Below are 23,161 nucleotides of genomic sequence, written 5' to 3' on the forward strand. Positions count from 1 at the left end.
TGTTTTACTAAATTAGTTGCTCACTAACTTTGTAAGAGTTGTGTTTATACGGTAGTTGGTTAATACACTAGCATAACCGTTTACGCGTAATGTGTAGTAACCAGCTTCAGTTGGAGCGTAGCCAATCACTTCAGGATTGCCTAAGCTTGCACTTGAAGCTACAGAGTCACCGTTTGGATCTAGGAGTTCATAGTCCAAATCTGCAACACCATCCCAACTCAAGTCAGAATCGATAAACGAAACAGTATCATCTGCGTAAAAACGGAAATCTTGAGTTTGAATGTTCTCAGCCGATGGTCCAATAGTACCTTCTACGTAGAACTCTTCGTTTACTACTGTCATGCCGTTATCCAAAAGCTCACCATCAACTTTCAGCGCGTCTAGGTTGATTTTACCTTCCACATGGCGAAGTTCTACTGAGTGGATGTCACGTGCAGATAAGTCGCGAACAGCAAAAGTGCGTGTTTCAGGAGTTTGGCTGTAGAAGTCTACGATACCCTGACTGCGACCATCTACGAACAACTCACCGCGGCCGCCTGTGTCGTTAGCCTGGTATACTAGTTGAAGACTTTCGCCAACAAAATCAAATACGGCTTTTGAACCACGCTTTTTAGTTTGAAGGTATGAACCACCAAAGCTATCGCTAGAGTTTACAAGCTTCCAACGAGAGGTGTAGTCGATATTTGAATCAGACTGATCAATATCTCTCCAGTAACCTTGGCTAGACCATGCCGTTTGACCGTTTAAGAAGTCACGACGGTTACCTACGGTGTTACGCGCAAGCTCAACAGCGGCTTTAACGTTTACATAGCCATCACCCACTTGGTGGAACTTATAACCAGGCATGTCGTCAGCTGTTTCACGGATAATACTCTCAACCTGATCAGGCGAAAGGTCTGGATTAACTTCTAACAATAACGCTGCAACACCAGCAATAAATGGAGTCGCCATCGAAGTACCGCTCATACCTGCATAATAAAGATGATAATCAGGATAGTCTGGCTCAATAACAGGGCTCAGAGCTGGTAATGGAGTACCTGCTGCGCGAGTAGAAATAATACCGCTACCTGGAGCTACGATGTCAACGTGCTTGAAGGTATCACCTTCAACACCACGGCTAGAAAAGCCTGTTAGTTCTTTGTCTGGGTCACCAGCACCAACATTAATTACCCAAGGTGCCAACCCGTATGGGTTAACTGTATCGTCATCCGGACCGTCGTTGCCTGCTGCAAAGGCTACAACCATGCCTTTCTTATATGCTTCATAAGATGCTTGGTTAATCGGGTTATTTGGATCAAAAGCAGCGCCGCCGCTTGAACCCCAGCTGTTTGTGATAATATCGATTCCTAAGCGTTCACGGTTAGCAATCGCATAATCAAAACCACCAAGAGAGAACAAGATAGAAATTGCTTCACCAGCACCTAAACCAACAATGTTTGCATTTGGGGCAATACCATCGTGATAGTTTGCACGACGCGCATCCGTAGCTGAAGCTGCACCTGTTCCAGCTACAGTACCAGCAACGTGAGTACCATGGCCTGAACTAGTATCAGTGTTTGGGATACCTTCTAAGAAGTAGTTGCTACCGCCTAGTAAGTCCAAGTCACCCAAAATTTTGACGTTTTCGATAACCTTAGAGTTCATTGGTAAATCTGGGTGAGTTGCGTCAACACCTGAATCAAGTACCGCAACTGTTACACCTTGACCTGTAACACCCTCAACATCATGAACGTAGTGTCCACCAGTAATTTCACCTGACGTGTAGTTGAAATATTTAAGAGGCTTATCGTAGTAAATACTTTTAACACGATCATCGTTGGCCAAATTCATAATCTGTAATTTGTTTAACGATGCACCAGCCATAGGCAAGGCCTGCATGCTTAAGTAAGGTGCGCTTACTTGTAACATTACTGAATCAAGGTCGCTTTTATCGTGAGTCGTGATAATGACTTTTTTGCTTTCTAGCAAGTTTGGCAACATATCTTGCAGATCTGGGCCAATAATTGCGTCGGCTTGGGCACCCCCAGCTATTGCTGTTAAAACACAGGCTGATAGCAATTTAAATTTTGTTTTCATAGTTAGGTCCTATCGTTATTTAATTAACGCTAACCACTATGGAGAAAGCAAAATAGAATTTATATCGGGGAAAACCCCTAATAAAAGATGCGCATAGCACCCAGACAAGCTCTGGATGCTATAGAGCTAACTAGCTGATTTTAGACTTTGAGAATAGGCGCTGGTAGTTGGTTGAGGTAATCTCGCACAACTCTTGGTAGCTGATACCATGCAAATCAGCAACGAATTGGCCCACGTCTTTTACAAAACCAGGGAGATTTGATTTACCACGATGTGGTACTGGTGCTAAATACGGCGAATCCGTTTCAATTAAAATTTTATCCAAAGGAACCTTTCGGCACACGTCACGAAGTTCTTCTGCGTTCTTAAATGTCACGATGCCTGAGAACGAAATATAAAATCCTAGTTCCATAGCTGCTTCAGCCATTTCTAAGCTTTCGGTGAAACAGTGTAAAACACCGCCGCATTTCTCAGCATTTTCTTCCTTGAGTATCGCGATAGTATCTTCACGCGCATCACGAGTATGAACAATTATTGGCAGATTCGCTTGGTTGGCGGCTTGAATATGCTTGCGAAAGCTTTGTTGCTGGAGAATATGGTTTTCAGGTTCTTTGTTATAAAAGTAATCAAGGCCTGTTTCACCAATCGCCACGACTTTCGGGTGCAGTGATTTTGTAACAAGATCCTCAACATCCGTATCCTTAACGCCATCATACAAGGGATGGACACCAACCGAGCAAGAAATATCGTCATATTGCTCGGCTATGGATAGAACATCTTGAAACTTATCCATAGAAATACACACACATAACATGTGTTTTACGCCCTGCTCTCGTGCATGGCTTAATGCACCGTCTAATTGGCCATCAAAAGGTTCTAAGTCAAGACGGTCTAAATGACAGTGGGAATCAATCAACATAATTTGAAATCAATAAGGAAGCCAAAATTCAACTGGCTAGGGTAACACGAGAGCCCATAAAGTGATATGGGCTGGAGTGAATTTACATGGTGTGAGTTGGCTTATCGGACTGCAGTTTACCGGCTAATATTGTTTCAATAACGTTTCTAGCCTTACCCTTGTCTTGATCGCTAAACTGGATGCCAATACCCGCGCGGCGGTTACCTTGCGCTCCAATCGGCGTGACCCATACAACTTTACCAGCGATAGGTAGCTTCTCAGGTTCATCGACCAAGGCCAATAACATAAATACTTCATCACCTAAGTCATATTGCTTATTGGTTTGAATGAAAAGACCACCGTTAGTAACAAAAGGCATGTAGGATGAATACAAATCTTCTTTGTCTTCAACATGAATCGTCAAAATTCCTGGGCCTGTTCTTTCTATTCTCATCCAAGATTTCCTTTAAATGGGTAAAGTGCTTTAAGTTATTGTGCTAATGATTTGTATTTTTTAGCAATTTGAGCGCTGTAAATCAGCAAGCTCTGCCATGATGCTCCTAGATTAGCGGGACTTTTCAGCTTAATCAACCGTTGAAGCTCAATAATTTTATTGAGCAGTAACATGATACCTTTTGCAGATATGTTATTAGCGATCAGCTCAACCGCTTCATGCTGCTGCTTCAGCTGCACCTCACTTTGCCCAGCTCCTTGTTGTACAAACAGCACATCTCGGAACATCAACTGGCACCAAAATATCGCGTTTGGCAATTCTTCAAGCCATTTATCAGCAACGTCCATTGGCGATTGCTGTTCTTGAATCACATCAGCAAAGTCAAAAATAAACTCAGAGCTTTTAAAAGCTTCACCCTGCTCAACAAAAGCCTCAACCTTGTAAGGAGCGCCAGGAAACAACTGAATCGCGGTTTCCATATCCTGCTCAATAAATTTGTGGCGCTGATTAAGCCATTCGCGAGTCATACTAACATCGGTTACGCCGACCTTACGGATTTGCGCCCTGCTTTTAATGGTTGCAGGTACTCCTTGTAGCTGCTCTGCCTGAATAATAAGCAATGTTTGTGGCTGCGGCTCTTCTAAAGTCTTTAGTAGTGCGTTAAACGAACTGGCGTTGAGTGCATGGACATTGGTGATGTTGGCCAGTTTCCAGCCCGCTTGGTGCGATGACTCCTGCATGTGCTCAATCAGCTCGCGAACTTGAGCAACTGATATTTGCGTCTTACCCTCTTCAACCGCTAACTTATGGTAGTCAGGGTGGGTTTCAGCTTCAAACAACTGACAGCTTTTGCACTGACCGCAAGCACCACTAGTTTTATCTACGGCAACGCACAGCATCCACTGTGCCACAAACTCGCAAAAATCCTCTCGTCCGACGCCATCTTCACCTAACATCAATATCGAATGCGGTAACTTTCCTTGTTGAAATTGCGAAGTAATTTGTGCGAAAGGTTCTTTTTGCCAAGGTGTTAGGCGTTCTTCATCAAATAAACTCATGATGCAACCTGCTGATAAAACTGCTCAAGGGTTTGCTCAATTTGCTTTTGAACCTCATCAATTCTTCCCCTTGCATCAATCACTTTCATCCGCTCTGGTTCAGACGCTGCAATATCAAGATAACCTTGGCGAACTTTACTAAAGAACTCGATTTTCTCTTCCTCAAAGCGATCCACAGGGCCACGCTTTTGTGCTCGCTCTAGGCCAAGCTCTATGGGCAAATCCAACATTAACGTTAAATCGGGCTTAAAGCCTCTAAGCGCCCAAGTTTCAAGCTCTTTGAGTTTATCAAAACCAAGTCCCCTGCCTGCACCTTGATAAGCGTAGCTAGCGTCAGTAAAGCGATCGCATAGAACCCAAGTACCTTGCTCAAGTGCCGGCTTAATTTTGCTATAAACATGTTGGCAACGAGCTGCAAACATCAATAAAAGTTCGGTATGACTATCTACCGACTCATCACGCTTAGCCAGCAAAAGCTCACGAATTTCTTCCGCCAAAGGCGTGCCACCTGGTTCTCGAGTATGGATGACGTCATGTCCTTTTGCCTCTAACCACTGCTTAACAAAAGCCATGTTAGTAGACTTACCGACACCTTCCGTCCCTTCTACGGTGATAAAACGGCCTGTTTTATTAGCTGTCATAAATCAACCTTAACGCTTTAACTGGTATTTTCGTACAGCTCGATTGTGTTCAGCCAAGCTCTTACTAAAATAATGACTACCATCGCCCTTGGCTACGAAGTATAACGTATCGCCTGGCGCGGGGTGCAAGGCTGCATGAATTGCGTCACGCCCTACAATCGCAATGGGTGTTGGTGGAAGCCCTTTATGCACATAAGTGTTCCACTGATGTGGGTTGCGAATATCTCGACGACGAATATTGCCGTCGAAGTCTGGCAATAAGCCATAAATTATGGTGGGGTCAGTCTGTAACAACATGCCGCGCTTTAGACGACGAACGAAGACTCCGGAGATTTGGCTACGCTCTGATGGGACCGCAGTCTCTTTTTCAATAATAGAGGCCATGATTAGCGCTTGATACGGCTGTTCGTAGGGTAAATCTTGAGCTCTTCCTGCCCACTCCTCGTCTAGAACTTTGTTTAAACGCTTGTGTGCACGTTTTAGGATATCGAGGTCGGTATCGCCTTTAGTGAACTGGTAAGTATCAGCAAAAAACAAGCCTTCAGGATAGTCTTTACTTGTAAAACTGAGCTGTTGCCAAACGCGCTCAAAGTCCTGCTTGCTATCGATGGTATGAACCAAGTCTTCATTTTTCGCTAAAGCTGCAAGTAGTTCGTAGATATTAGCACCTTCAACCAAAGTCACTTGGTAGCTTATGACATCCCCTGCCACAAGTTTTTTCAGCACATCAACAGCTGTCATATCAGGGGTGATTTCGTAATCACCAGCCTTGATGTGTCTTAAATCTGGATCTAGGCGCATAAGAATTTGGTAGTAATAAAAATTATCGATTAAGCCTTTATCATGCCAACGCTGACCTAAGCCGAAAGCACTTTGGCCTTTTTCAACCGATAACTCTTGCGATAAACCTAAGGGTTTATTAACAAAGTCTTTGTAACCGTTCCATAGAAAAGCCGTTGCGCCAGCAAAAGCTATGAGTACAACGAGTATAAAAAGTAATATTTTTTTCATTAAATTTGAATGTGCTTTGTTATGTCAAACTACTGTGTTCGTAGCTGTTTCGTAATTCTTTTAACTTCGGATATTTAGCGTATCGATGGTGACCAATCTTAGTCACTGGAACCAAGCCATGTAAGGCGTTGCTGACCATGCAATGCTTAGCATCGCTAAGAATATCTAAGCCCAGGTTAGCCTGGTTAAAGTCCGAGTGCGTCGCTAAGAGCCAGCGTCTAAGGGTACCATCCACCCCAGCATCATGCAGTTTTGGCGTGAGCCAAACACCCTCACGATAAAAATATATATTGGTTTTTGTTCCACCAACAATCAGATCCTTGGCCAACATAATACCATCAAAACAGCTTTCTGCTACTTCTTCCTGTGCCAATACTTGCTCTAATCGGTTGAGGTGCTTAACACCCGCCAGTGCCGAATTAACACTATAAGGTGTTTCGCAGACTATTAACTCGACGCCTGATTTAACATCATCAAAGCTCGGTGCAAAGTCTGACCAACTAAGGATGCGCTTAATCACAGGGTTCTTTGGGGCACGGTAACCTCTTGAGCCAGTCCCACGGGTAATCGTCAGCCTGATAACCCCATTGGACTCAGCTTGTGAGTCAATAAAGTGAGCTATGTCATGTTCGAGAAGCTGGATATCAATCGCTGGGAACTTAAGCCTAGTAGCGCTAAAGCTTATACGCTCAATATGTAACGGCCAGTGCTCGACTTGGTTATGACGAACCTTCATCGTGGTAAAAAAACCATCGCCGTATAACAGTCCTCGATCTGAGGCTGAGACGCTTGATGATTCTTGCCCATTAATATAAATGGTCGCCATTGATTTAGACACCTTATGAAGTCGTTACGCTAAACTATTGATAAACAAATATAACTTACTTATGAACTAAAAAGAAGGCTGAAAAACCCACCCATTGATTAAAGATTTACTCAAACACGAGCCAATAAAAAAAGCGACATTACGTCGCTTTTTAAAGTGTTCTCTTTTAAAGGTCAGCTTTAAAGGCTTAAACCTTTGTAAACAGTAATGAACCGTTAGTTCCGCCAAACCCAAAAGAGTTACATAAAACATGCTTTAGCTCAGCTTGGCGTGCTGTGTGTGGTACATAATCTAAGTCACAACCTTCCCCAGGATTATCTAGGTTCACCGTTGGTGGCGCGACCTGATCAACCAACGCCATAACACTGAAAATTGACTCAACCGCACCAGCTGCACCTAATAAGTGACCCGTCATAGACTTTGTCGAGCTTACCATCACTTTTTTGGCGTGGTCACCAAACACTGACTTAATCGCATCGGTTTCAGCAATATCGCCAGCAGGAGTCGAGGTACCGTGAGCGTTAATGTACTGAATGTCTGTAGCATTAAGCTGTGCGTCATTAAGAGCATTTTCCATAGCAGAGGCTGCACCTTCGCCACCAGGCGCAGGTGAAGTCATGTGGTAAGCATCAGCACTCATGCCAAAGCCTGTTAATTCAGCGTAAATCTTGGCGCCACGAGCTTTAGCGTGCTCATACTCTTCAAGCATCATCACACCGGCGCCATCGCCCATGACAAAACCGTCACGATCTTGATCCCAAGGACGACTCGCAGCATGCGGGTTATCATTACGCGTAGACAATGCTTTTGCCGAACCAAATCCGCCTAGTGCCGTTGGTGTGCTTGCTTTTTCAGCGCCGCCGGCTAGCATAGCGTCAGCGTCGCCATAAGCGATCATACGAGCGGCATGGCCAATCGTATGAACACCTGTAGTACAGGCAGTCACAATCGCAATATTAGGACCTTTAAGACCATAATTAATCGATAAATGACCTGAAATCATGTTAATGATTGAGCCAGGAACGAAAAAAGGTGAAATCTTACGTGGCCCAGACTTATTCCATAGCAGCGTGTTTTTCTCAATGGTTTCCAAACCACCAATGCCCGCACCAACACAAGCACCGATACGGCGTTCGTTTTCCGGAGTGACTTCAAGTCCTGAGTCTTCCCAAGCTTGCGCTCCTGCAACGATACCATACTGAATAAACTTATCCATACGACGTGCATCACGCTTCGATACAGCCGGCTCGGAGTCAAAGTTTTTAACTGAACAAGCAAACTTAGTACTAAAGTCACTTACGTCAAAGTCCTCGATTGGACCTGCGCCACTACGACCAGCAAGAATACCTTCCCAAGAATCTTGAATATTATTACCCAATGGGCTCAACATCCCTAGGCCAGTTACCACAACTCTACGCTTACTCAAGGAACACCTCTCGTTCTATGTCTAATGGGTCATTAAAATGCGAATGATGTATGACTTTGTGAAGTCTTTTAAGCCAAATACGATAAATCCCGCACTAGATAATGACTTTACTATCTATAAAAAAAATGGGCAAAACACATATGTATTTTACCCATTATATTCGCTAACTATTACAAAAGTTGTATATATAGTTTTCGAAATGATTACAGACGAGTTGGCTTACGCGTCAACATTAGCCTTGATGTAATCAATAGCTGCTTGAACAGTGTTGATCTTTTCAGCTTCTTCGTCTGGGATTTCAGTGTCAAACTCTTCTTCAAGAGCCATAACTAGCTCAACTGTATCCAATGAATCAGCACCTAGATCGTCAACAAAAGAAGCTTCAGCAGTTACTTCGTCTTCTTTAACACCTAGTTGTTCAACAACGATACCTTTTACGCGTTCTTCGATAGTACTCATCTGTATAAATTCCTCGTTAATTTCCACAGTATTACACTGCGTGGGTAGTTTAGTTAACTGAACCAAAGTTGCAAGTGTAAATTACCTTTTTCTAAAAAGGTCAGACCACACACCTTATACAACTTTAAGCTAAAAATCTAAAGCAGATAATAACAAATATTACCTACTCGTCACAAAATATTTACTTAAAAAACTGACAGTTATGTTGAAAACTTAATACATCAATTGACGTAAATAGCATTAATCACACTTTAGAGACCTTGTTTTTAAATGCTTAACAACTTAAGCACCCCACAAAATAATCCCTTTAAACTTACTTAACACGAAGTTCTAAAGCCGAAGATTTTGTTTGCTGGCAAGGCTTGCTGATTACATTGTTCAGGAGTGGATGGTTAATCCATGACTGATAAAATTTAATCAGCGCAACGAAGTCAGCGAGCAAAGTAGTCGCTTTAGATCATGTGCATCCCGCCATTGACGTTAATCGTTTCACCCGTAATATAGCCCGCTTGATCAGACGCCAAAAAACCAACCGCATTGGCGATTTCTTCTGGCTGACCTAAGCGTGCCATTGGGATTTGATCAAACATTGCCTGGCGCTGATCATCATTTAGTGCTTTCGTCATATCTGTGTCGATAAAGCCTGGAGCGACAACATTAACGGTAATGCCGCGCGAACCAACTTCGCGGGCAAGCGACTTAGAGAAGCCAATTAAGCCAGCTTTAGCCGCTGAATAGTTTGCTTGACCAGCATTGCCCATAGTGCCAACGACTGAGCCGATAGTAATGATTCGTCCCCATTTGGCTTTCATCATGCCACGTAAGCAAGCTTTAGAAAGGCGGAAAATTGAAGTTAGATTCGTTTCTAGAATACTATCCCATTCGTCGTCTTTCATGCGCATTAGAAGATTATCACGTGTGATGCCTGCATTATTAACTAAGATATCAGGAGTTCTTCCCTGCTCATCTTTAATACCATCTAATACCGCTTTAACACTGTCGGCGTCAGTCACGTTAAGGCATAAGCCTTTACCGTTTAAGCCTGCAGCCTTAAAGTTTTCAGAAATGCGTTCAGCGCCAGACTCTGACGTTGCGGTGCCGTAAACTACTGCCCCAGACTGCGACAAGTTATGGGCAATCGCCTGCCCGATTCCACGGCTAGCGCCTGTTACTAGTGCTATTTTTCCTTCAATACTCATATTCTTCTATACCTACCTACAATCTTCGTTATTTTTACATTAACTGTATTTTAGCCTTCTAATGCGGCTTCAAACTTGTCCAGAGTACCTAGCGGCTTACCTGTTAAGCTACGGTCGATACGCTTAGCTAGACCACATAAAACATTACCTGGACCACATTCGTACAAAGTTTCAACACCCTCGGCTTTTAAACGTTCTACTGTTTCTGTCCAACGTACAGGGTTGTATAGCTGTCGAACAAGCGCGTCTTTTATCGCGTCCGCAGTTGCTTCTGCAGACACGTCAACATTGTTGATGACTGGAATGTCAGGATTGTTCAATGAGATCGACTCAAGCTTCTCTGCCAGTTTCTCGGCCGCAGGCTTCATCAAAGCACAGTGTGAAGGAACGCTAACTGGAAGTGGCAACGCTCTTTTAGCACCCGCTTCCTTACAAGCTTCCATCGCGCGCTCAACAGCCGCAGCGCTACCAGCGATAACTACCTGGCCGGGTGAGTTATAGTTCACGGCTTCAACAACTTCGCCGCCAGCACTATCGGCACAGGCTTGACGAACCTTGTCATCGTCTAATCCGATAATTGCCGCCATTTTGCCAGTACCCGCTGGAACTGCGGCCTGCATAAATTCGCCTCGAGCTTGCACTAAAACCGCTGCATCTTTCAGCGACAAAACACCTGACGCAACTAAAGCGCTGTATTCACCTAAGCTATGGCCTGCTAGGAAAGATGGCTTTTCGCCGCCCTTTTCCAGCCATAAACGCCATAGTGCAATACTCGCTGTTAGCAATGCTGGTTGGGTATACTGAGTCTGGTTCAGTTTCTCTTGATCATTTTGAACCAAATCCCACAAGTTATAACCTAGGCCTTCGCTTGCTTCAGCAAAGGTTAATTCGATTAGAGGAGACGAAGTCGCAACATCCGATAACATACCCAATGCCTGCGAACCTTGCCCCGGAAATATAAATGCTGTTTTACTCATAATACTGCTCAACTTAAAAATCTATTTTGTTTTATATCAATAAGTTAATATTATCTATTAAAGTGATCTTTTAACTATAAAAAGATCGAAAAAGAGCTAGACAATGCTGAGGCGCGGTAGAAGACTTTGAAATATGAGGCGTTTAGTCTATTAAATAACGAATATTTCAAAGCCTGATAACAAAGCCTCAGCGAAGTATTAGCTCTTTTGACTAGTATTTAATTAAGGCAGAACCCCACGTAAACCCGCCCCCAAAGCTTTCTAGAAGACAAATATCACCACGCTTAATACGACCATCTTTAATCGCTTCGCACATGGCTAGTGGGATAGATGCGCTTGAAGTGTTACCGTGTTTATCAACGGTTACTACTACTTTATCCATGCCAGCGCCTAGCTTCTTGGCCGTTGCTTGAATAATGCGGATATTAGCTTGGTGTGGGATTAACCAGTCGATATCGTCTTTAGTCATATTGTTCGCTTCAAGCGTTTCATCAACGATGCTACTTAGAGTTTTCACCGCGACTTTGAACACTTCATTTCCACGCATGACAATTTGTGGCTCAGGGAAGTCACCTAATTGATCGCGAAGACCATTGTTGCAGTACAATAAGTCCGCATAACCGCCGTCAGCATGGATATGAGTTGATAAAATACCTGGTTCATCTGAACTCGTTACCACTGCTGCACCAGCACCATCACCAAAAATAACGCAGGTTGTACGATCTTCCCAGTTTACAAGGCGCGAAAGAACTTCTGTTCCAACCACTAGTACGTTTTTGCGGTGACCAGTTTTAATAAATTGATCGGCAATGCTCAAGCCATAAACAAAGCCTGGGCACGCTGTCGTTATATCAAAAGCAGGAACGCCACCAATACCCAGCTCATGTCCAATATAACAGGCCGAGCTAGGAAACATTTTGTCCGGTGTCGCCGTACCAACAACAATCATGTCGATATCTTTAGCATCAATACCAGCATCTTCAATTGCTTTTTTGGCAGCTTCAACGCCAAGATGTGATGCTGATTGGTCATCAGCAGCGATATGGCGAGTTTTAATACCTGTACGTTCAGTAATCCACTGATCTGTAGTTTCTACTATTTTTTCTAAATCGGCGTTGGTTAATACCTTCTCTGGTAAATAACTTCCCATGCCTAAAATTCGAGAATGTTTCACACTAACTACCTTTAATTAATCGTCTCTTAAATCTTCAAATCAGAGTCTTACTCTTCATCTTCATTATCAGTATTCAATAATAGCTGAGCCACTTGGTCTTGGATAGCCTGAGGCACTTGTCTTTCAATTTCTGTGATAGCCTTGTTAATTGCGAACAAAGTCGCTTTACTATCAGCAGAACCGTGGCTTTTGATGACAATTTCCCGTAATCCTAACAGACTTGCGCCATTATACTGGTCGGGGTTGATGCGTCGCTGAAAACGCCTAAGAATTGGCCAAACCATGGCTGAGACCGCTTTACTCCACCAATTACTGGTGAACTCAGTCTTTAATTGATCATACAAGAATCGGGTAATGCCTTCGCAGGCCTTGAGAACATTGTTGCCGGTAAAGCCATCACACACAATAACATCAACATTACCATCATATATTTGATTAGCTTCGATGTAACCCACATAATCAATTTGACTTTGATTAGAGAGAATATCACTCGCCAATTTAATACTGTCGCGCCCTTTCACCGCTTCTTCACCAATATTCAGCAAAGCTACCCTTGGGTGCTCTACATCATCAGCTAATTGACTGAAAACATGCCCCATTATAGCAAAACTGGTCAACTGCTCGGCGCTGGCGTCAATATTGGCGCCTAAATCAAGCATATTGGTTACTGTGCCTTTGCGATTTGGTAGCTCTGCAGTAATGGCTGGACGCTCTATACCAGGCAAAGTACCGAGTAACACCGTCGCCAAGGCCATTAAAGCACCCGTATTGCCAGAACTCACACAAGCGTCAGCATGACCATCTCGAACAAGTTCAAGACTTTTACGCATCGATGAGTTTGGCTTGCGTCGTAAAGCCGTTGAGGGCTTTTCTGACATGCCAATAACTTCACACGCGTCCTGAATATGGAGCCTATTACCAAAATCTGGGGATTGTTTTAGGTGTTGCTGAAGCTCTTGTTGGGGGCCAACAAGATATATTTTGAGATCAGAATGTTGTTGCAGCGCAGAAATTGCTGCTGGAATAATAACAGAGGGGCCGTAATCGCCCCCCATGCAATCAATCGCTAATGTTTTTGTCACGGAAGATCCGCTTGTTCAAAAACCAGTAAATTTAATAGAGAACTATTAAACTACTTTACGACCTTTGTAGTAACCATCTTTAGTCACGTGGTGACGACGATGGATTTCACCTGTTTCGTTCTCTACTGACAACGTAGGTGCAGTCAAAGAGTCGTGCGAGCGACGCATACCACGCGTTGAGCGAGTCTTGCGATTCTTCTGTACAGCCATTTTAAATCTCCTGCTTAATCAAACTTTAAATCTTTTAAGGCGTTAAAAGGATTATCTTTTTTCGCCTGCTCTATACTTTCTTCCGGAAGCTCTCCAATTTCGAAAGCATCCATGTCCTTGCACTCGCCGTATAACGCTACAGGAGGCAACGATAAAATCAATTCATCTTCGACAACTGACTTTAAATTTAAACCGTCGTCATCGACTAAAACTGGGTCACCGTCGTCAGGTACTGTTTCCATCCGCTCTTCTGAGTAAACCGGATAGATGATAACTTCGTGATCGACTTGATATGGAAAAGGCTCTAAACAGCCCTGACAAATCAATTCGACTTCACCCTTGAGACTTAGCTCAAGTAAAGTGATACGAGTATCTTCAACTCTAGCTCCTTTAATACTACAAGCAATTTCGCCTTTGTCGGAAGCTAATTCCTGGCGAAACCTGCTCAAGTATTCCAGATCGAGTGTGGCGTTTATTTCTTTCTCTTGATCCGCAAACTTGTAGGGATCAACAGACGCCGGTAATCTGCGACTTGACATAGGCGCGCAATAATACAGATATAAAGGGTTTTAGTCAAAGTAATCCCACAACTTTTAGCGTTTATTTGACGATTAATCGATTATTTGGTTGATTTCTTAGCAAATTCACACAAAATGTGGGTTAACTGCTTGTAATTGGAGCTGATTTTACCACATAAAACCTTTCAGTTTCACTTAAATTATTTTCCTTAATCAGCTGTGCCGTGGACACTTAGTTTGGTCGCTAATAGCTGGTTTCAGCGCCTTAATAAATAGATAACGCTTATGACACAAACTAAAAATATAGTACTCGCCTCCTCTTCCCCTTACCGGAAAGAGCTACTGAGTCGTATTCTAACCGAGTTTAAAACCGAGTCGCCTGATATCGACGAAACACCTTTTCCTGATGAAGAGCCTGTGGAGCATGTGGCTCGCTTGGCTGAGCAAAAAGCATTGACGGTGTCGCTGAACCATCCGCAGAGTGTTGTAATCGGCTCAGATCAAGTGTGTGTACTTGAAGGCAAGATTCTTGGCAAACCGCATACGCGAGAAAAAGCTATCGAACAGCTAGCAGCCTGTAGTGGTAAAACCATCAATTTCTACACATCGCTATGTGTAATGAAGTCTGGCAAAGAAGGTCAAGACCTGAGTGTTGTGGTTACAGAAGTCAAATTTAGGGACTTAGCTCAGAACGAAATTGAACGCTATGTGGACAGAGAACAGCCCCTAGACTGTGCTGGCTCCTTTAAAGCAGAAGGTCTTGGGATCGCGCTATTTGAATCTTTATCTTCAAAAGACCCAACCGCTCTAATTGGGTTACCCTTAATAACCTTGGCTGAAAGTTTAAGGAAACTCAATATACAACTAATATAAGCGGGCTTATGCCCTGTGCGTAGGAACTATTAAGAATTCCTACGCCAGTTAGCTAATAATGTCACCGCGGTCCCTATAACTATGAAGCTAAGGCTGATGCCCAAGCTGTTTACAAAAACCTGCGCACCCTCTAGCACCATTAGATCAATAAATGGATAAGGATATAAATTAACGATTTCACCTCGAATTAAAACATATAGAAGATAAGCCAAAGGGTATAAAAGCCACTTAAAAAGCTCTGTAATTGAAACTTTATTAGCTGGCGGATAAGCAATCCAGTAAATCAATGACAAAATTGGCGTGACATAGTGCAGCATGACGTCAGCCAACCATTGAGCACCTGTAGGCTCCCAAATATCTTTAAGTACAAAATGGTAAACGATTCCAACAAGAAGAATTGCAGTCGTTGCACACCCCCTTACTGAATTATTTGTTGAGACACCAGTAACCCTCAGTGTTACCAGCACATCGATAAAAATATTCGTCAGAACGGTGAAGTAGCCGGTATACATAATGACACCGTGAATTAATGTTTTGTCGTTTTCTAATGAAGTTGCTATAGATAAATAGAGCTGTAAAAACACACCAGACCATGCCAACAAGCAAAAAATAGATAAAAAAGCCTTTTCTTTTGTGGTCATACTCACCGCTTCGATTCCTTATTTGTATTATTTATACAAAGCTTATAATGTTTTTATAAAATCCATCCCCCGCTGACAAGCGGATAAATACCCTTCGCCAAACAAGTTATAATGGTTTAAATAGTGATAGAGATTATAAATCACCTTCTTTGTATTATATGCCACACTACGAGGTAATATGTCGTCGTAGGCATGATAAAAATGATGGTTAAAGCCGCCAAACATTTCTGTCATGCCTAAATCAACCTCTCTATCAGCATAATAAACGGCTGGGTCAATCAACCAAACGTTCTGCTCGTCAAACATGACATTTCCAGACCATAAGTCGCCATGGGCAAGACTTGGGAATTCACAGTGTTTATTTAACCATTTGATTAAAACGTCTTTTTGCTCACTTAAAATCGCTTGGAAATACTCTCGTACTTGGGCAGAAGCTATCATACTTACCTGATAGCTAAGTCGTTTCTCGTAAAAGAAAGTCCCCCAGTTGGTGCTGGATGCGTTTGCTTGAGGATTAAGGCCAATAAAGTTATTAGTATCATAACCATAGCGCTCATACTTGATGCTGTGTAACTTGGCTAATTCTTTACCCAACTGCATCATTTGCTTATCGCTAGGGCTTACCGAATCAATAGCCTCAAGCTCTAATTTTTTATCATCAACGCTTAAAACCCTTGGCACCCGAATATTGATATTGTTGGACTCAATCGTTTCTCTAAGTAACTCAAGTCCTTCTGCTTCCTTAATCAGCTGATCTTTATAAGGAGAGCTATTCCTTTTGATAAACGTCATAACGAACTACTTAGTAACTTTTTATAAATATCGGTATCCTCAGCGCCAAAACAACAAAAAATGATTTCAATCTCAGAGCCCGTATCTTCATGGTATGATTTACAGGTAGAAATTGCGATTTCGGCGGCCAATTGCTTAGGAAAACCAAAGATACCGGTGCTAATACAAGGAAACGCGATAGCGTTGATATCGTGAGAGTCGGCGAGCTTTAAAGACTCGCTATAACAGCTAGCGAGAAGCTCTTTTTCACGAGCTTCACCGCCTTTCCAGATGGGGCCGACCGTATGGATAACGTATTTCGCGGGTAAATCATAGCCTTTCGTGATCTTGGCTTGACCAGTTTCACAGCCTCCAAGAGATTGACACTCTTTGAGTAACAGGGGCCCAGCGGCTCTATGAATAGCGCCATCAACGCCACCGCCTCCAAGCAAAGACCTATTAGCAGCGTTTACTATGGCGTCAACTGTCAATTGAGTAATGTCACCAGAATCCAGTTTCATATTCGCCTCTGCACCCGTTAAATCGTCTAGTCAGAGTAATATTCTTTCGCCGTAATCGAATAAACATCAGCTTCTTTCTCAAAAACCGTGATTCGTTCTTCTAGTTTTTCACCAATCCGATTGGCGACAGCAACCGAAGCATCATTACCCGGTTGAATTAAACTGATAATTTTCTCAAGTCGCATTATTTTAAAAGCATGGTCAAGCGCGGCTTTAGCTGCTTCAGTAGCGTAACCCTTGCCCCACGCTTTGGGATGCAAGACCCAGCCAAGCTCTTTTCCAGGCCAGCCTTCGGGCTCGATAATGCCACAGCGACCGACAAAGTCACCGGTTTCTTTCTCTTCGATTGCCCATTGGCCATGGCCTCGAATAACCCAGTGCCCCGCCATACCAGCGATGCTGCGCCATGCTTCACGTTGAGACATAGGAATACCAGGCACCAAATATCGGGTGATATTAGGATCGGCCATCATCTCGTAATAAGGTTCTAAGTCGCTTTCTTGATAAGACCTAAGAACTAGGCGTTCGGTTTGTAGAACAGGGATCTTAATTACATCAAATAAGTCCATTAAGGAGTCCTTAGTAGAATGGCTTTATTCACACAAAATTGATGATATTTTGTTATCCTACACCAATACACCTTTCTAAAAAATGGTAACCGTATGTCACGCATTATATTTTTAGTTTTAAGCTTAGTTTTATCATTCAATGTCGCTGCTAGCTCTAACTGGCTCGGAGCACTAGCTCCAGATTTCACATTGGATGATCAAAATGGCGACAGTAAAAGCCTAGAAGACTTTAAAGGGCAATGGCTAGTGCTGTATTTTTACCCGAAAGACGATACCCCGGGTTGCACAACCGAAGCAAAAAACTTTAGGGATAAATATCAAGAGTACCAAGCGTTAAACGCAGAAATCGTTGGCATTTCCTTAGACGATGTCAGCTCGCACAAAGATTTCTCAAGCGCTTACAAGTTGCCTTTCACCATCCTAGCGGATGTCGAGCAAGAAGCTAGTACGGCTTATAAAGTGTTGGCTGGATTTGGCCCGATGGAATACGCTTCGCGCGAAACCTTTATTATCGACCCTAGTGGCAATATTGTGTATCACTATGGAGATGTTGATCCTGACACTCACGCCGATGAAGTTTTAGAAAAGCTTAAATCGCTGCAAAAGGAATTAGCGGGATAGGCTTCTATTGTATTAATTGACGGATATCGTCAATAATCGCAATCGGGGCGTGTTTTTTTAGAGAATCAACGCTATGCGCCCCGTAAGTTACAGCGACACCATGAGTACCCGCATTTTGCGCCATCTTGAGATCATGGGTCGTATCGCCAACCATCACCGTTTGCTCTGGCCTTAGCGCAAAATGTTTCATTAATGTATGTAACATTGCCGGATCGGGCTTACTATTCGACTCATCGCTGGCAATTGTCTTGTCAAAATAATGTCTGAGTTTCGACTCATCCAACACACGATCTAAGCCGTGACGTGCTTTACCTGTCGCAACTGTTAAGTAATACCCCTGCTCTTTTAGCGAGGCCAACACTTCTTCGACACCCTCAAAAACTGGACTAGGTGTTTTATCGCCATCAACATACTGATAACGATATTCCTCTGTGATCCAGTCGTGGTCATCCACTTCTGGAAATAACTGACGATAACAATTGCTCAAGCTCAAGCCAATAATCGAGCGTACTTCATCGTCACTGGGTACTGGTAATTTTAGGTTTCTAGCAGTTGCCTGCATGGCTGAAACGATCCGTCCCGTGGAATCCATCAGGGTTCCATCCCAATCAAAGACTATAAGGGGCGTTTCAAGCGTTAACATAGATTATGCCTGCTTCCTGAGCTGATCGACTGTACTTTGGAGGTCATCTGGTAACGGAGCCTCAACCTTTATCCGCTCCTTATCGTCAGGTCGCACTTTGAACTGAAGCGAATAAGCGTGTAAGAACAAGCGTTCACACAAGCCCTGACGCTTAAATTGTTGGTTTAGAGCATCATCGCCATATTTGTCATCACCAATCAAGCTACAACCAACAGACTGCGCATGCACACGAATTTGGTGAGTACGCCCCGTAATAGGTTCCGCCGACACTAAGGTTAAGTCTTTAAAGCGTTCAACCACTCGAAAGCTGGTTAAACAAGCTTTACCATCATCACTAACGCGAACCAGACGCTCTCCTGACTTCACTTGGAATTTTCTGAGCGGCGCGTCGACAAACTTCTGTTTGGCTGGCCAGTGACCTTGGACTAACGCCCAATAGCGCTTGGTAATCGTTTTTTCTTGTAGCTGCTTATGAATAAAGCGCAAAGTACTACGACGCTTTGCGATCATTAAGCAGCCAGATGTATCACGATCTAGACGATGAACTAGCTCAAGAAATGGTGCTGTGGGTCGAAGTGCGCGAAGCGCCTCAATAACCCCAAAGCTCATCCCACTACCACCATGAACCGCCATACCTGACGGTTTGTTGATCACAAGAACGCGGTCATCTTCATATATAATCGCATCTTCAAGCGACTGCACGACGTTTAATTTGACCGGAACTTCTTGTTCTCGCTGTGCAGTTTGCACCGGAGGGATTCTTACTGAATCACCAGCTTCAATCTTATATTCAGCTTTTACACGCCCTTTATTGACGCGTACCTCACCTTTACGCAGCATTTTATATATGCGTGACTTAGGAACGCCTTTTAGCGTTTTTACTAGATAATTATCAATGCGCTGCCCTTCTTCTTCGGCATTGATTTCAACAAATCTAACTTTCGGGCGGGAATCATTACTCATCGGCGGAACTATACCCTAAAACGCACAATAACAACACCTTAAAACAACCGCCTAGCGCAACTAGAACCGGATGATAATAAAAACAAATCAAGAACTTAAACCTATAAAAGATTGTAGGATAAGAATTATCTGTTTATAATGCTTGCACGGAACTAAATAGGGTTCCGATGATAAGTGAGGCAATTGGTTAAAGAGCCAATCATGAATAGTGCCTCAACCTTTGGTGAAGGATGTAAACCCAGACAGCGTAAACAAATTGTTAAAAACGCATGGTTATACCGACACCCCAAAAGAATTTATGTAATAACACCGAACACGGTGAAGTAACAGAATAGTAGAGTCTGAAATTATTCTAAGACTCGGTTGGTTTGGCTTCTTTTATGCACAAAAGCGGTAAGACATAAAATAGCCAAACGGGAAATAACTGGTTAATTTTAAGCGTGGAAAGACTGTAATGAAAGACTTTTTAGTCGCAAGAAGTTTGTCACAATTAAGCAAGGAAACTATTGTCTAAACAACAAGTTAGACGGTAAACCTAAGCCCATTCCTAAGATTTCTGTTCTCACTCTCACTGTGTTCGCGGTTTAAAAAGAGAGTTTTTATACAATGAGACGTATGTTAATAAACGCAACTAATCATAACGAAGAGTTGCGTGTTGCGATGGTCGATGGCCAACGTTTATATGATTTAGATATCGAATTAGCGGGAAGAGAACAAAAGAAAGGCAATATCTATAAAGGCAAAGTAACTCGTATCGAACCAAGCCTTGAAGCAGCTTTTGTTGATTATGGTGCCGAAAGGCATGGCTTCCTACCTTTAAAGGAAGTTGCCCGCGAGTACATGCACAACCCGCCTAGCAAAGGCCGCCCTACCATCAAAGATGCCTTAAAAGAAGGCCAAGAAATCATCGTTCAAATTGACAAAGAAGAGCGTGGCAACAAAGGCGCAGCCTTGACCACCTCTGTTAGTTTGGCCGGTAGCTACTTAGTTTTAATGCCGAACAACCCTCGCGCTGGCGGTATTTCTCGTCGCATCGAAGGTGAAGAACGTACAGAGCTCAAGCAAATCATGGGCCAGCTGCAAACACCAAAAGGTATGGGCTGTATCGTCCGTACTGCTGGTGTTGGCAAGAGCCTTGAAGAAATCAATTATGATTTCAAGTATTTGCTAGAGTTCTGGAAAAACATCAAAGAAGTTGGGAATAGTCGCCCTGCTCCTTTCCTAATTACCCAAGAATCTGACGTTATCACACGTGCTATCCGTGATTATTTACGCCCAGATATTGGCGAAATCATTGTCGATCGCAAAGAAGTTTATGATCGAATTAAGACTGAACTTCAATATCAGCGTCCTGATTTCGTGCAAAAAGTTAAGTTTTATAAAGACGAAATCCCTTTATTTAACCGTTACCAAGTAGAGAGCCAAATTGAAAGTGCCTTCCAACGTGAAGTACGCTTACCATCAGGCGGCTCAGTAGTCTTCGACCAAACGGAGGCCTTATTATCCATCGACATCAACTCAGCAAAAGCGACCAAAGGTGGTGATATTGAAGAAACTGCTCTTCACACCAACAAAGAAGCTGCTGAAGAAATCGCTCGCCAATTACGCCTTCGTGATATCGGCGGCCTTATTGTTATCGACTTTATCGATATGGGCCCTCCTCGCAATCAACGCGAAGTAGAAAAAGTTCTCAAGAACTCTGTCGCGCGAGATCGTGCTCGTATCCAAATCGGCCGTATTTCACGCTTCGGTTTACTCGAAATGTCACGCCAGCGCTTGCGCCCTTCGCTAGAAGAATCAAGCCAGCACGTATGCCCACGTTGTAGTGGTTCTGGTGTTATTCGTGGTACTGACTCACTAGGTCTTTCTATCTTACGTTTGATGGAAGATGAAGCCATGAAGGAATCAACAGCGGAAGTCCAAGCTGTACTACCTGTTGAAGTAGCTACTTTCCTATTAAATGAAAAGCGCCGTAAAATTGAACAGATCGAAAAACGTCAAAAAGTACGCTTAGTAGTAGTTCCAAACCCACACATGGAAACACCACATTACGATGTGTTACGTGTCAAAGGTGGTGAAACTCTAGAAGATAATAGTTACAGCCTCATTGGAAAACCTCCTGAAACTGAGTTGGTAAAAAGCACTATGCAACCCGTTCAGCCTTTAGATGAACCGGCCCTAAAGGGATTAAAGCATAGCGCGCCACCGCCAGAGCCAAGCAAAAAACCTAAAAAGAAACAGAAGCAAGCTAAAAAGAAGAAGCCAGGCTTATTCAAACGTTTGTGGACTGCCCTCTTTGGTGATGACAAGCAGAAACAAAAAGGCAAAGGTAACAAAAAACATAGCAAAAATTATAAGGGCAAAGGTCGTCAAGAAAATCGTCAGAATAAGAACAACCGTCGTGGCAATTCAAATTACAAAGGCAATCGCCGTCGTAATGAAGAACGCCAAGATAGCCGTTCTCAAGACAATCGCTCTCAAGAAAAGCGTCAACAGGACAACCGTAACAAAGGTCAGGACCAGCGTAAGCAAGACAATCGTCAGCAAAAGCAAGGGCAGCAAAACAGAGGTCCGCAAAATAAAGGTGGCAATCGTCAGCAGACTCACGGCCAAACACAGGCTCAGTCTCAAGAGAACCGCACTCAAAATAGTCGCGGTCAGCAAAAGCCACAACAACAAGCTAAGCAGCCAATAGAGCAACGTCCTCCACGTAAGTCTCGTGCCGAGCGTTTAGCGTCAGTACAAAAGCCAGTTGAGCAAGCCAAGGTTGAAAGCAAGCAATCGCAGGCTAAGCCACAGCAAGCTACTCAGACAACAAAACCTCAAGAGGAACAGGCAAAAACTCAAAAGCCACAAACTCAAGAGAAACAACAGAGCCGCTCTAAAGCAAAACCAGAAGACATTATGGTTTATAAAGCTCATAAATCTCTAGAGCGCACTTTGTCCGAAGTGTTGGAAAATGAAAAGTTGCCAGAGGTTTCTGAAAGCGCTGTAGCTGCAAACAATCAAAGCAATACCTCTCAACAAGCTTCTGTAGAGCCTCAGGCAAAAGCAGAGCCAAAGCCAGAAGCTAAGCAGGAAGCTCCTGCCGAGCAAACAGCAGAACCTGAGCAAACTAGCAAACAAGCTCAATCTAACGTTGAGAAAGTACAATCTAAAGATGAAGCTACAACTACTGAAGAGCAAATTTCAGCTCCATTGGAGACCACAAAAGAACCTGAAACCAGTTCTCAAGTAACAAGCGAAAAGACTTACCAAGAAACAAAAGAAGAAACAGCTGTTGTGACGGAGACAACCAATAGCGAAGCTACTAGTAACAAAGCGAGCGAAACTAAATCAGAGCTCGTTGAAAAAACCGTTGCCAAGAAGGTTGAGCTTCAAGCAAGTGCACCAGCCAAGAAAGCCGTAACGCTAGAAGCTATTGAGCCAATTGCCTTTAAGCCAAAACCTTATAGTTTTGACAACAAGGTAACGCAATCAGCTAGCGACTCGTCGCGTGAGCAGAGTTCGTCTCAGGCAGCAAAAACAAGCTCTTAGTAGGCGCTTAACT

Annotated in this window: 24 protein-coding genes; 3 read left to right on the forward strand and 21 right to left on the reverse strand. The window is 43.3% G+C overall.

Annotated elements, in window-relative coordinates:
- Positions 1-12 precede the first annotated feature (12 nt).
- The 15 genes from ABD128_RS09935 to ABD128_RS10005 all read right to left on the reverse strand — a co-directional run bounded on the left by ABD128_RS09935 (position 13) and on the right by ABD128_RS10005 (position 14,030).
- The gene (locus ABD128_RS09935; protein WP_343989718.1) at positions 13-2,076 is read right to left on the reverse strand and encodes a S8 family serine peptidase; all 2,064 of its coding nucleotides are present in this window, start codon (positions 2,074-2,076) and stop codon (positions 13-15) included.
- Between the two features lie 130 nt (positions 2,077-2,206).
- Complete coding sequence (locus ABD128_RS09940) at positions 2,207-2,995, reverse strand: TatD family hydrolase (protein ID WP_343989720.1); 789 nt, start codon at positions 2,993-2,995, stop codon at positions 2,207-2,209.
- 82 nt (positions 2,996-3,077) lie between these two features.
- Positions 3,078-3,428: a PilZ domain-containing protein gene (locus ABD128_RS09945; RefSeq protein WP_343989722.1), complete on the reverse strand. Its 351-nt coding sequence runs from the start codon at positions 3,426-3,428 to the stop codon at positions 3,078-3,080.
- A 35-nt stretch (positions 3,429-3,463) separates the two neighbouring features.
- Entirely contained in the window at positions 3,464-4,486 is a 1,023-nt protein-coding gene (locus ABD128_RS09950) for a DNA polymerase III subunit delta' C-terminal domain-containing protein (RefSeq protein WP_343989725.1), read from the reverse strand.
- Complete coding sequence (gene tmk, locus ABD128_RS09955) at positions 4,483-5,127, reverse strand: dTMP kinase (protein ID WP_343989727.1); 645 nt, start codon at positions 5,125-5,127, stop codon at positions 4,483-4,485. The genes ABD128_RS09950 and tmk overlap by 4 nt, the downstream gene beginning before the upstream one ends.
- A gap of 9 nt (positions 5,128-5,136) precedes the next feature.
- Positions 5,137-6,138 carry an endolytic transglycosylase MltG gene (mltG, locus tag ABD128_RS09960; protein ID WP_343989729.1) on the reverse strand — a complete coding sequence of 334 codons (1,002 nt, stop codon included), beginning with the start codon at positions 6,136-6,138 and terminating at the stop codon, positions 5,137-5,139.
- 19 nt (positions 6,139-6,157) lie between these two features.
- Positions 6,158-6,964 carry an aminodeoxychorismate lyase gene (pabC, locus tag ABD128_RS09965; RefSeq protein ID WP_343989731.1) on the reverse strand — a complete coding sequence of 269 codons (807 nt, stop codon included), beginning with the start codon at positions 6,962-6,964 and terminating at the stop codon, positions 6,158-6,160.
- A gap of 187 nt (positions 6,965-7,151) precedes the next feature.
- A complete protein-coding gene (fabF, locus tag ABD128_RS09970; RefSeq protein ID WP_343989733.1) occupies positions 7,152-8,390 on the reverse strand; it encodes a beta-ketoacyl-ACP synthase II in 1,239 nt (412 codons plus the stop codon).
- Positions 8,391-8,609: 219 nt separating this feature from the next.
- Positions 8,610-8,849: an acyl carrier protein gene (gene acpP / locus ABD128_RS09975; protein ID WP_046561130.1), complete on the reverse strand. Its 240-nt coding sequence runs from the start codon at positions 8,847-8,849 to the stop codon at positions 8,610-8,612.
- A gap of 452 nt (positions 8,850-9,301) precedes the next feature.
- The gene (gene fabG, locus ABD128_RS09980) at positions 9,302-10,048 is read right to left on the reverse strand and encodes a 3-oxoacyl-ACP reductase FabG (protein ID WP_343989738.1); all 747 of its coding nucleotides are present in this window, start codon (positions 10,046-10,048) and stop codon (positions 9,302-9,304) included.
- Positions 10,049-10,098: 50 nt separating this feature from the next.
- Positions 10,099-11,025, reverse strand: a complete 927-nt coding sequence (fabD, locus tag ABD128_RS09985; RefSeq protein WP_343989740.1) for an ACP S-malonyltransferase — start codon at positions 11,023-11,025, stop codon at positions 10,099-10,101.
- Positions 11,026-11,236: 211 nt separating this feature from the next.
- A complete protein-coding gene (locus ABD128_RS09990; RefSeq protein WP_343989744.1) occupies positions 11,237-12,199 on the reverse strand; it encodes a beta-ketoacyl-ACP synthase III in 963 nt (320 codons plus the stop codon).
- A gap of 47 nt (positions 12,200-12,246) precedes the next feature.
- Positions 12,247-13,281 carry a phosphate acyltransferase PlsX gene (gene plsX, locus ABD128_RS09995; protein ID WP_343989746.1) on the reverse strand — a complete coding sequence of 345 codons (1,035 nt, stop codon included), beginning with the start codon at positions 13,279-13,281 and terminating at the stop codon, positions 12,247-12,249.
- Positions 13,282-13,326: 45 nt separating this feature from the next.
- Complete coding sequence (gene rpmF / locus ABD128_RS10000; protein ID WP_110201637.1) at positions 13,327-13,491, reverse strand: 50S ribosomal protein L32; 165 nt, start codon at positions 13,489-13,491, stop codon at positions 13,327-13,329.
- Positions 13,492-13,505: 14 nt separating this feature from the next.
- Positions 13,506-14,030: a YceD family protein gene (locus ABD128_RS10005; protein ID WP_343989749.1), complete on the reverse strand. Its 525-nt coding sequence runs from the start codon at positions 14,028-14,030 to the stop codon at positions 13,506-13,508.
- A gap of 264 nt (positions 14,031-14,294) precedes the next feature.
- Between ABD128_RS10005 and ABD128_RS10010 the strand changes: the two genes are divergently transcribed.
- On the forward strand, positions 14,295-14,882 hold the full coding sequence (locus ABD128_RS10010; RefSeq protein WP_343989751.1) for a Maf family protein: 588 nt from the start codon (positions 14,295-14,297) through the stop codon (positions 14,880-14,882).
- Between the two features lie 29 nt (positions 14,883-14,911).
- Here ABD128_RS10010 and ABD128_RS10015 read toward each other — a convergent pair whose 3' ends face one another.
- From ABD128_RS10015 to ABD128_RS10030, 4 genes are read right to left on the reverse strand one after another with little or no spacing between them, the layout of a single operon-like run.
- On the reverse strand, positions 14,912-15,523 hold the full coding sequence (locus tag ABD128_RS10015; protein ID WP_343989753.1) for a Pr6Pr family membrane protein: 612 nt from the start codon (positions 15,521-15,523) through the stop codon (positions 14,912-14,914).
- Positions 15,524-15,565: 42 nt separating this feature from the next.
- Complete coding sequence (locus tag ABD128_RS10020; protein ID WP_343989755.1) at positions 15,566-16,315, reverse strand: fructosamine kinase family protein; 750 nt, start codon at positions 16,313-16,315, stop codon at positions 15,566-15,568.
- Positions 16,312-16,815: an O-acetyl-ADP-ribose deacetylase gene (locus ABD128_RS10025; protein ID WP_343989757.1), complete on the reverse strand. Its 504-nt coding sequence runs from the start codon at positions 16,813-16,815 to the stop codon at positions 16,312-16,314. The genes ABD128_RS10020 and ABD128_RS10025 overlap by 4 nt, the downstream gene beginning before the upstream one ends.
- Before the next feature lie 26 nt (positions 16,816-16,841).
- A complete protein-coding gene (locus ABD128_RS10030) occupies positions 16,842-17,384 on the reverse strand; it encodes a GNAT family N-acetyltransferase (protein ID WP_343989759.1) in 543 nt (180 codons plus the stop codon).
- Between the two features lie 93 nt (positions 17,385-17,477).
- On the opposite strand from ABD128_RS10030, the gene ABD128_RS10035 reads away from it, so the two are divergent.
- Positions 17,478-18,005, forward strand: a complete 528-nt coding sequence (locus tag ABD128_RS10035) for a peroxiredoxin (RefSeq protein WP_343989761.1) — start codon at positions 17,478-17,480, stop codon at positions 18,003-18,005.
- Between the two features lie 4 nt (positions 18,006-18,009).
- On the opposite strand, the gene ABD128_RS10040 is transcribed toward ABD128_RS10035, so the two are convergent.
- Together ABD128_RS10040 and rluC are read right to left on the reverse strand one after the other, a co-directional pair.
- On the reverse strand, positions 18,010-18,648 hold the full coding sequence (locus tag ABD128_RS10040) for an HAD-IIIA family hydrolase (RefSeq protein ID WP_343989763.1): 639 nt from the start codon (positions 18,646-18,648) through the stop codon (positions 18,010-18,012).
- A 3-nt stretch (positions 18,649-18,651) separates the two neighbouring features.
- Entirely contained in the window at positions 18,652-19,611 is a 960-nt protein-coding gene (rluC, locus tag ABD128_RS10045) for a 23S rRNA pseudouridine(955/2504/2580) synthase RluC (RefSeq protein WP_343989765.1), read from the reverse strand.
- A gap of 606 nt (positions 19,612-20,217) precedes the next feature.
- Here rluC and rne point away from each other — a divergent pair.
- A complete protein-coding gene (gene rne / locus ABD128_RS10050) occupies positions 20,218-23,148 on the forward strand; it encodes a ribonuclease E (protein WP_425545689.1) in 2,931 nt (976 codons plus the stop codon).
- The last annotated feature ends 13 nt before the right edge of the window (positions 23,149-23,161 follow it).

Source organism: Kangiella japonica, assembly GCF_039523535.1.
GTDB classification, from domain to species: Bacteria; Pseudomonadota; Gammaproteobacteria; order Enterobacterales; family Kangiellaceae; genus Kangiella; species Kangiella japonica.

Bases quoted from the DNA above. Each gene is read 5' to 3' on its own strand.
- rne (WP_425545689.1), top strand. From the start codon at position 20,218: ATGAGACGTATGTTAATAAACGCAACTAATCATAACGAAGAGTTGCGT.
- fabD (WP_343989740.1), bottom strand. From the start codon at position 11,025: ATGAGTAAAACAGCATTTATATTTCCGGGGCAAGGTTCGCAGGCATTG.
- ABD128_RS09940 (WP_343989720.1), bottom strand. From the start codon at position 2,995: ATGTTGATTGATTCCCACTGTCATTTAGACCGTCTTGACTTAGAACCT.
- tmk (WP_343989727.1), bottom strand. From the start codon at position 5,127: ATGACAGCTAATAAAACAGGCCGTTTTATCACCGTAGAAGGGACGGAA.
- ABD128_RS10010 (WP_343989751.1), top strand. From the start codon at position 14,295: ATGACACAAACTAAAAATATAGTACTCGCCTCCTCTTCCCCTTACCGG.
- ABD128_RS09935 (WP_343989718.1), bottom strand. From the start codon at position 2,076: ATGAAAACAAAATTTAAATTGCTATCAGCCTGTGTTTTAACAGCAATA.
- ABD128_RS10030 (WP_343989759.1), bottom strand. From the start codon at position 17,384: ATGGACTTATTTGATGTAATTAAGATCCCTGTTCTACAAACCGAACGC.
- pabC (WP_343989731.1), bottom strand. From the start codon at position 6,964: ATGGCGACCATTTATATTAATGGGCAAGAATCATCAAGCGTCTCAGCC.
- ABD128_RS10020 (WP_343989755.1), bottom strand. From the start codon at position 16,315: ATGACGTTTATCAAAAGGAATAGCTCTCCTTATAAAGATCAGCTGATT.
- fabG (WP_343989738.1), bottom strand. From the start codon at position 10,048: ATGAGTATTGAAGGAAAAATAGCACTAGTAACAGGCGCTAGCCGTGGA.
- ABD128_RS10005 (WP_343989749.1), bottom strand. From the start codon at position 14,030: ATGTCAAGTCGCAGATTACCGGCGTCTGTTGATCCCTACAAGTTTGCG.
- acpP (WP_046561130.1), bottom strand. From the start codon at position 8,849: ATGAGTACTATCGAAGAACGCGTAAAAGGTATCGTTGTTGAACAACTA.
- ABD128_RS10040 (WP_343989763.1), bottom strand. From the start codon at position 18,648: ATGTTAACGCTTGAAACGCCCCTTATAGTCTTTGATTGGGATGGAACC.
- rluC (WP_343989765.1), bottom strand. From the start codon at position 19,611: ATGAGTAATGATTCCCGCCCGAAAGTTAGATTTGTTGAAATCAATGCC.
- ABD128_RS10025 (WP_343989757.1), bottom strand. From the start codon at position 16,815: ATGAAACTGGATTCTGGTGACATTACTCAATTGACAGTTGACGCCATA.
- mltG (WP_343989729.1), bottom strand. From the start codon at position 6,138: ATGAAAAAAATATTACTTTTTATACTCGTTGTACTCATAGCTTTTGCT.
- ABD128_RS09945 (WP_343989722.1), bottom strand. From the start codon at position 3,428: ATGAGAATAGAAAGAACAGGCCCAGGAATTTTGACGATTCATGTTGAA.
- ABD128_RS10035 (WP_343989761.1), top strand. From the start codon at position 17,478: ATGTCACGCATTATATTTTTAGTTTTAAGCTTAGTTTTATCATTCAAT.
- rpmF (WP_110201637.1), bottom strand. From the start codon at position 13,491: ATGGCTGTACAGAAGAATCGCAAGACTCGCTCAACGCGTGGTATGCGT.
- ABD128_RS09950 (WP_343989725.1), bottom strand. From the start codon at position 4,486: ATGAGTTTATTTGATGAAGAACGCCTAACACCTTGGCAAAAAGAACCT.
- ABD128_RS10015 (WP_343989753.1), bottom strand. From the start codon at position 15,523: ATGACCACAAAAGAAAAGGCTTTTTTATCTATTTTTTGCTTGTTGGCA.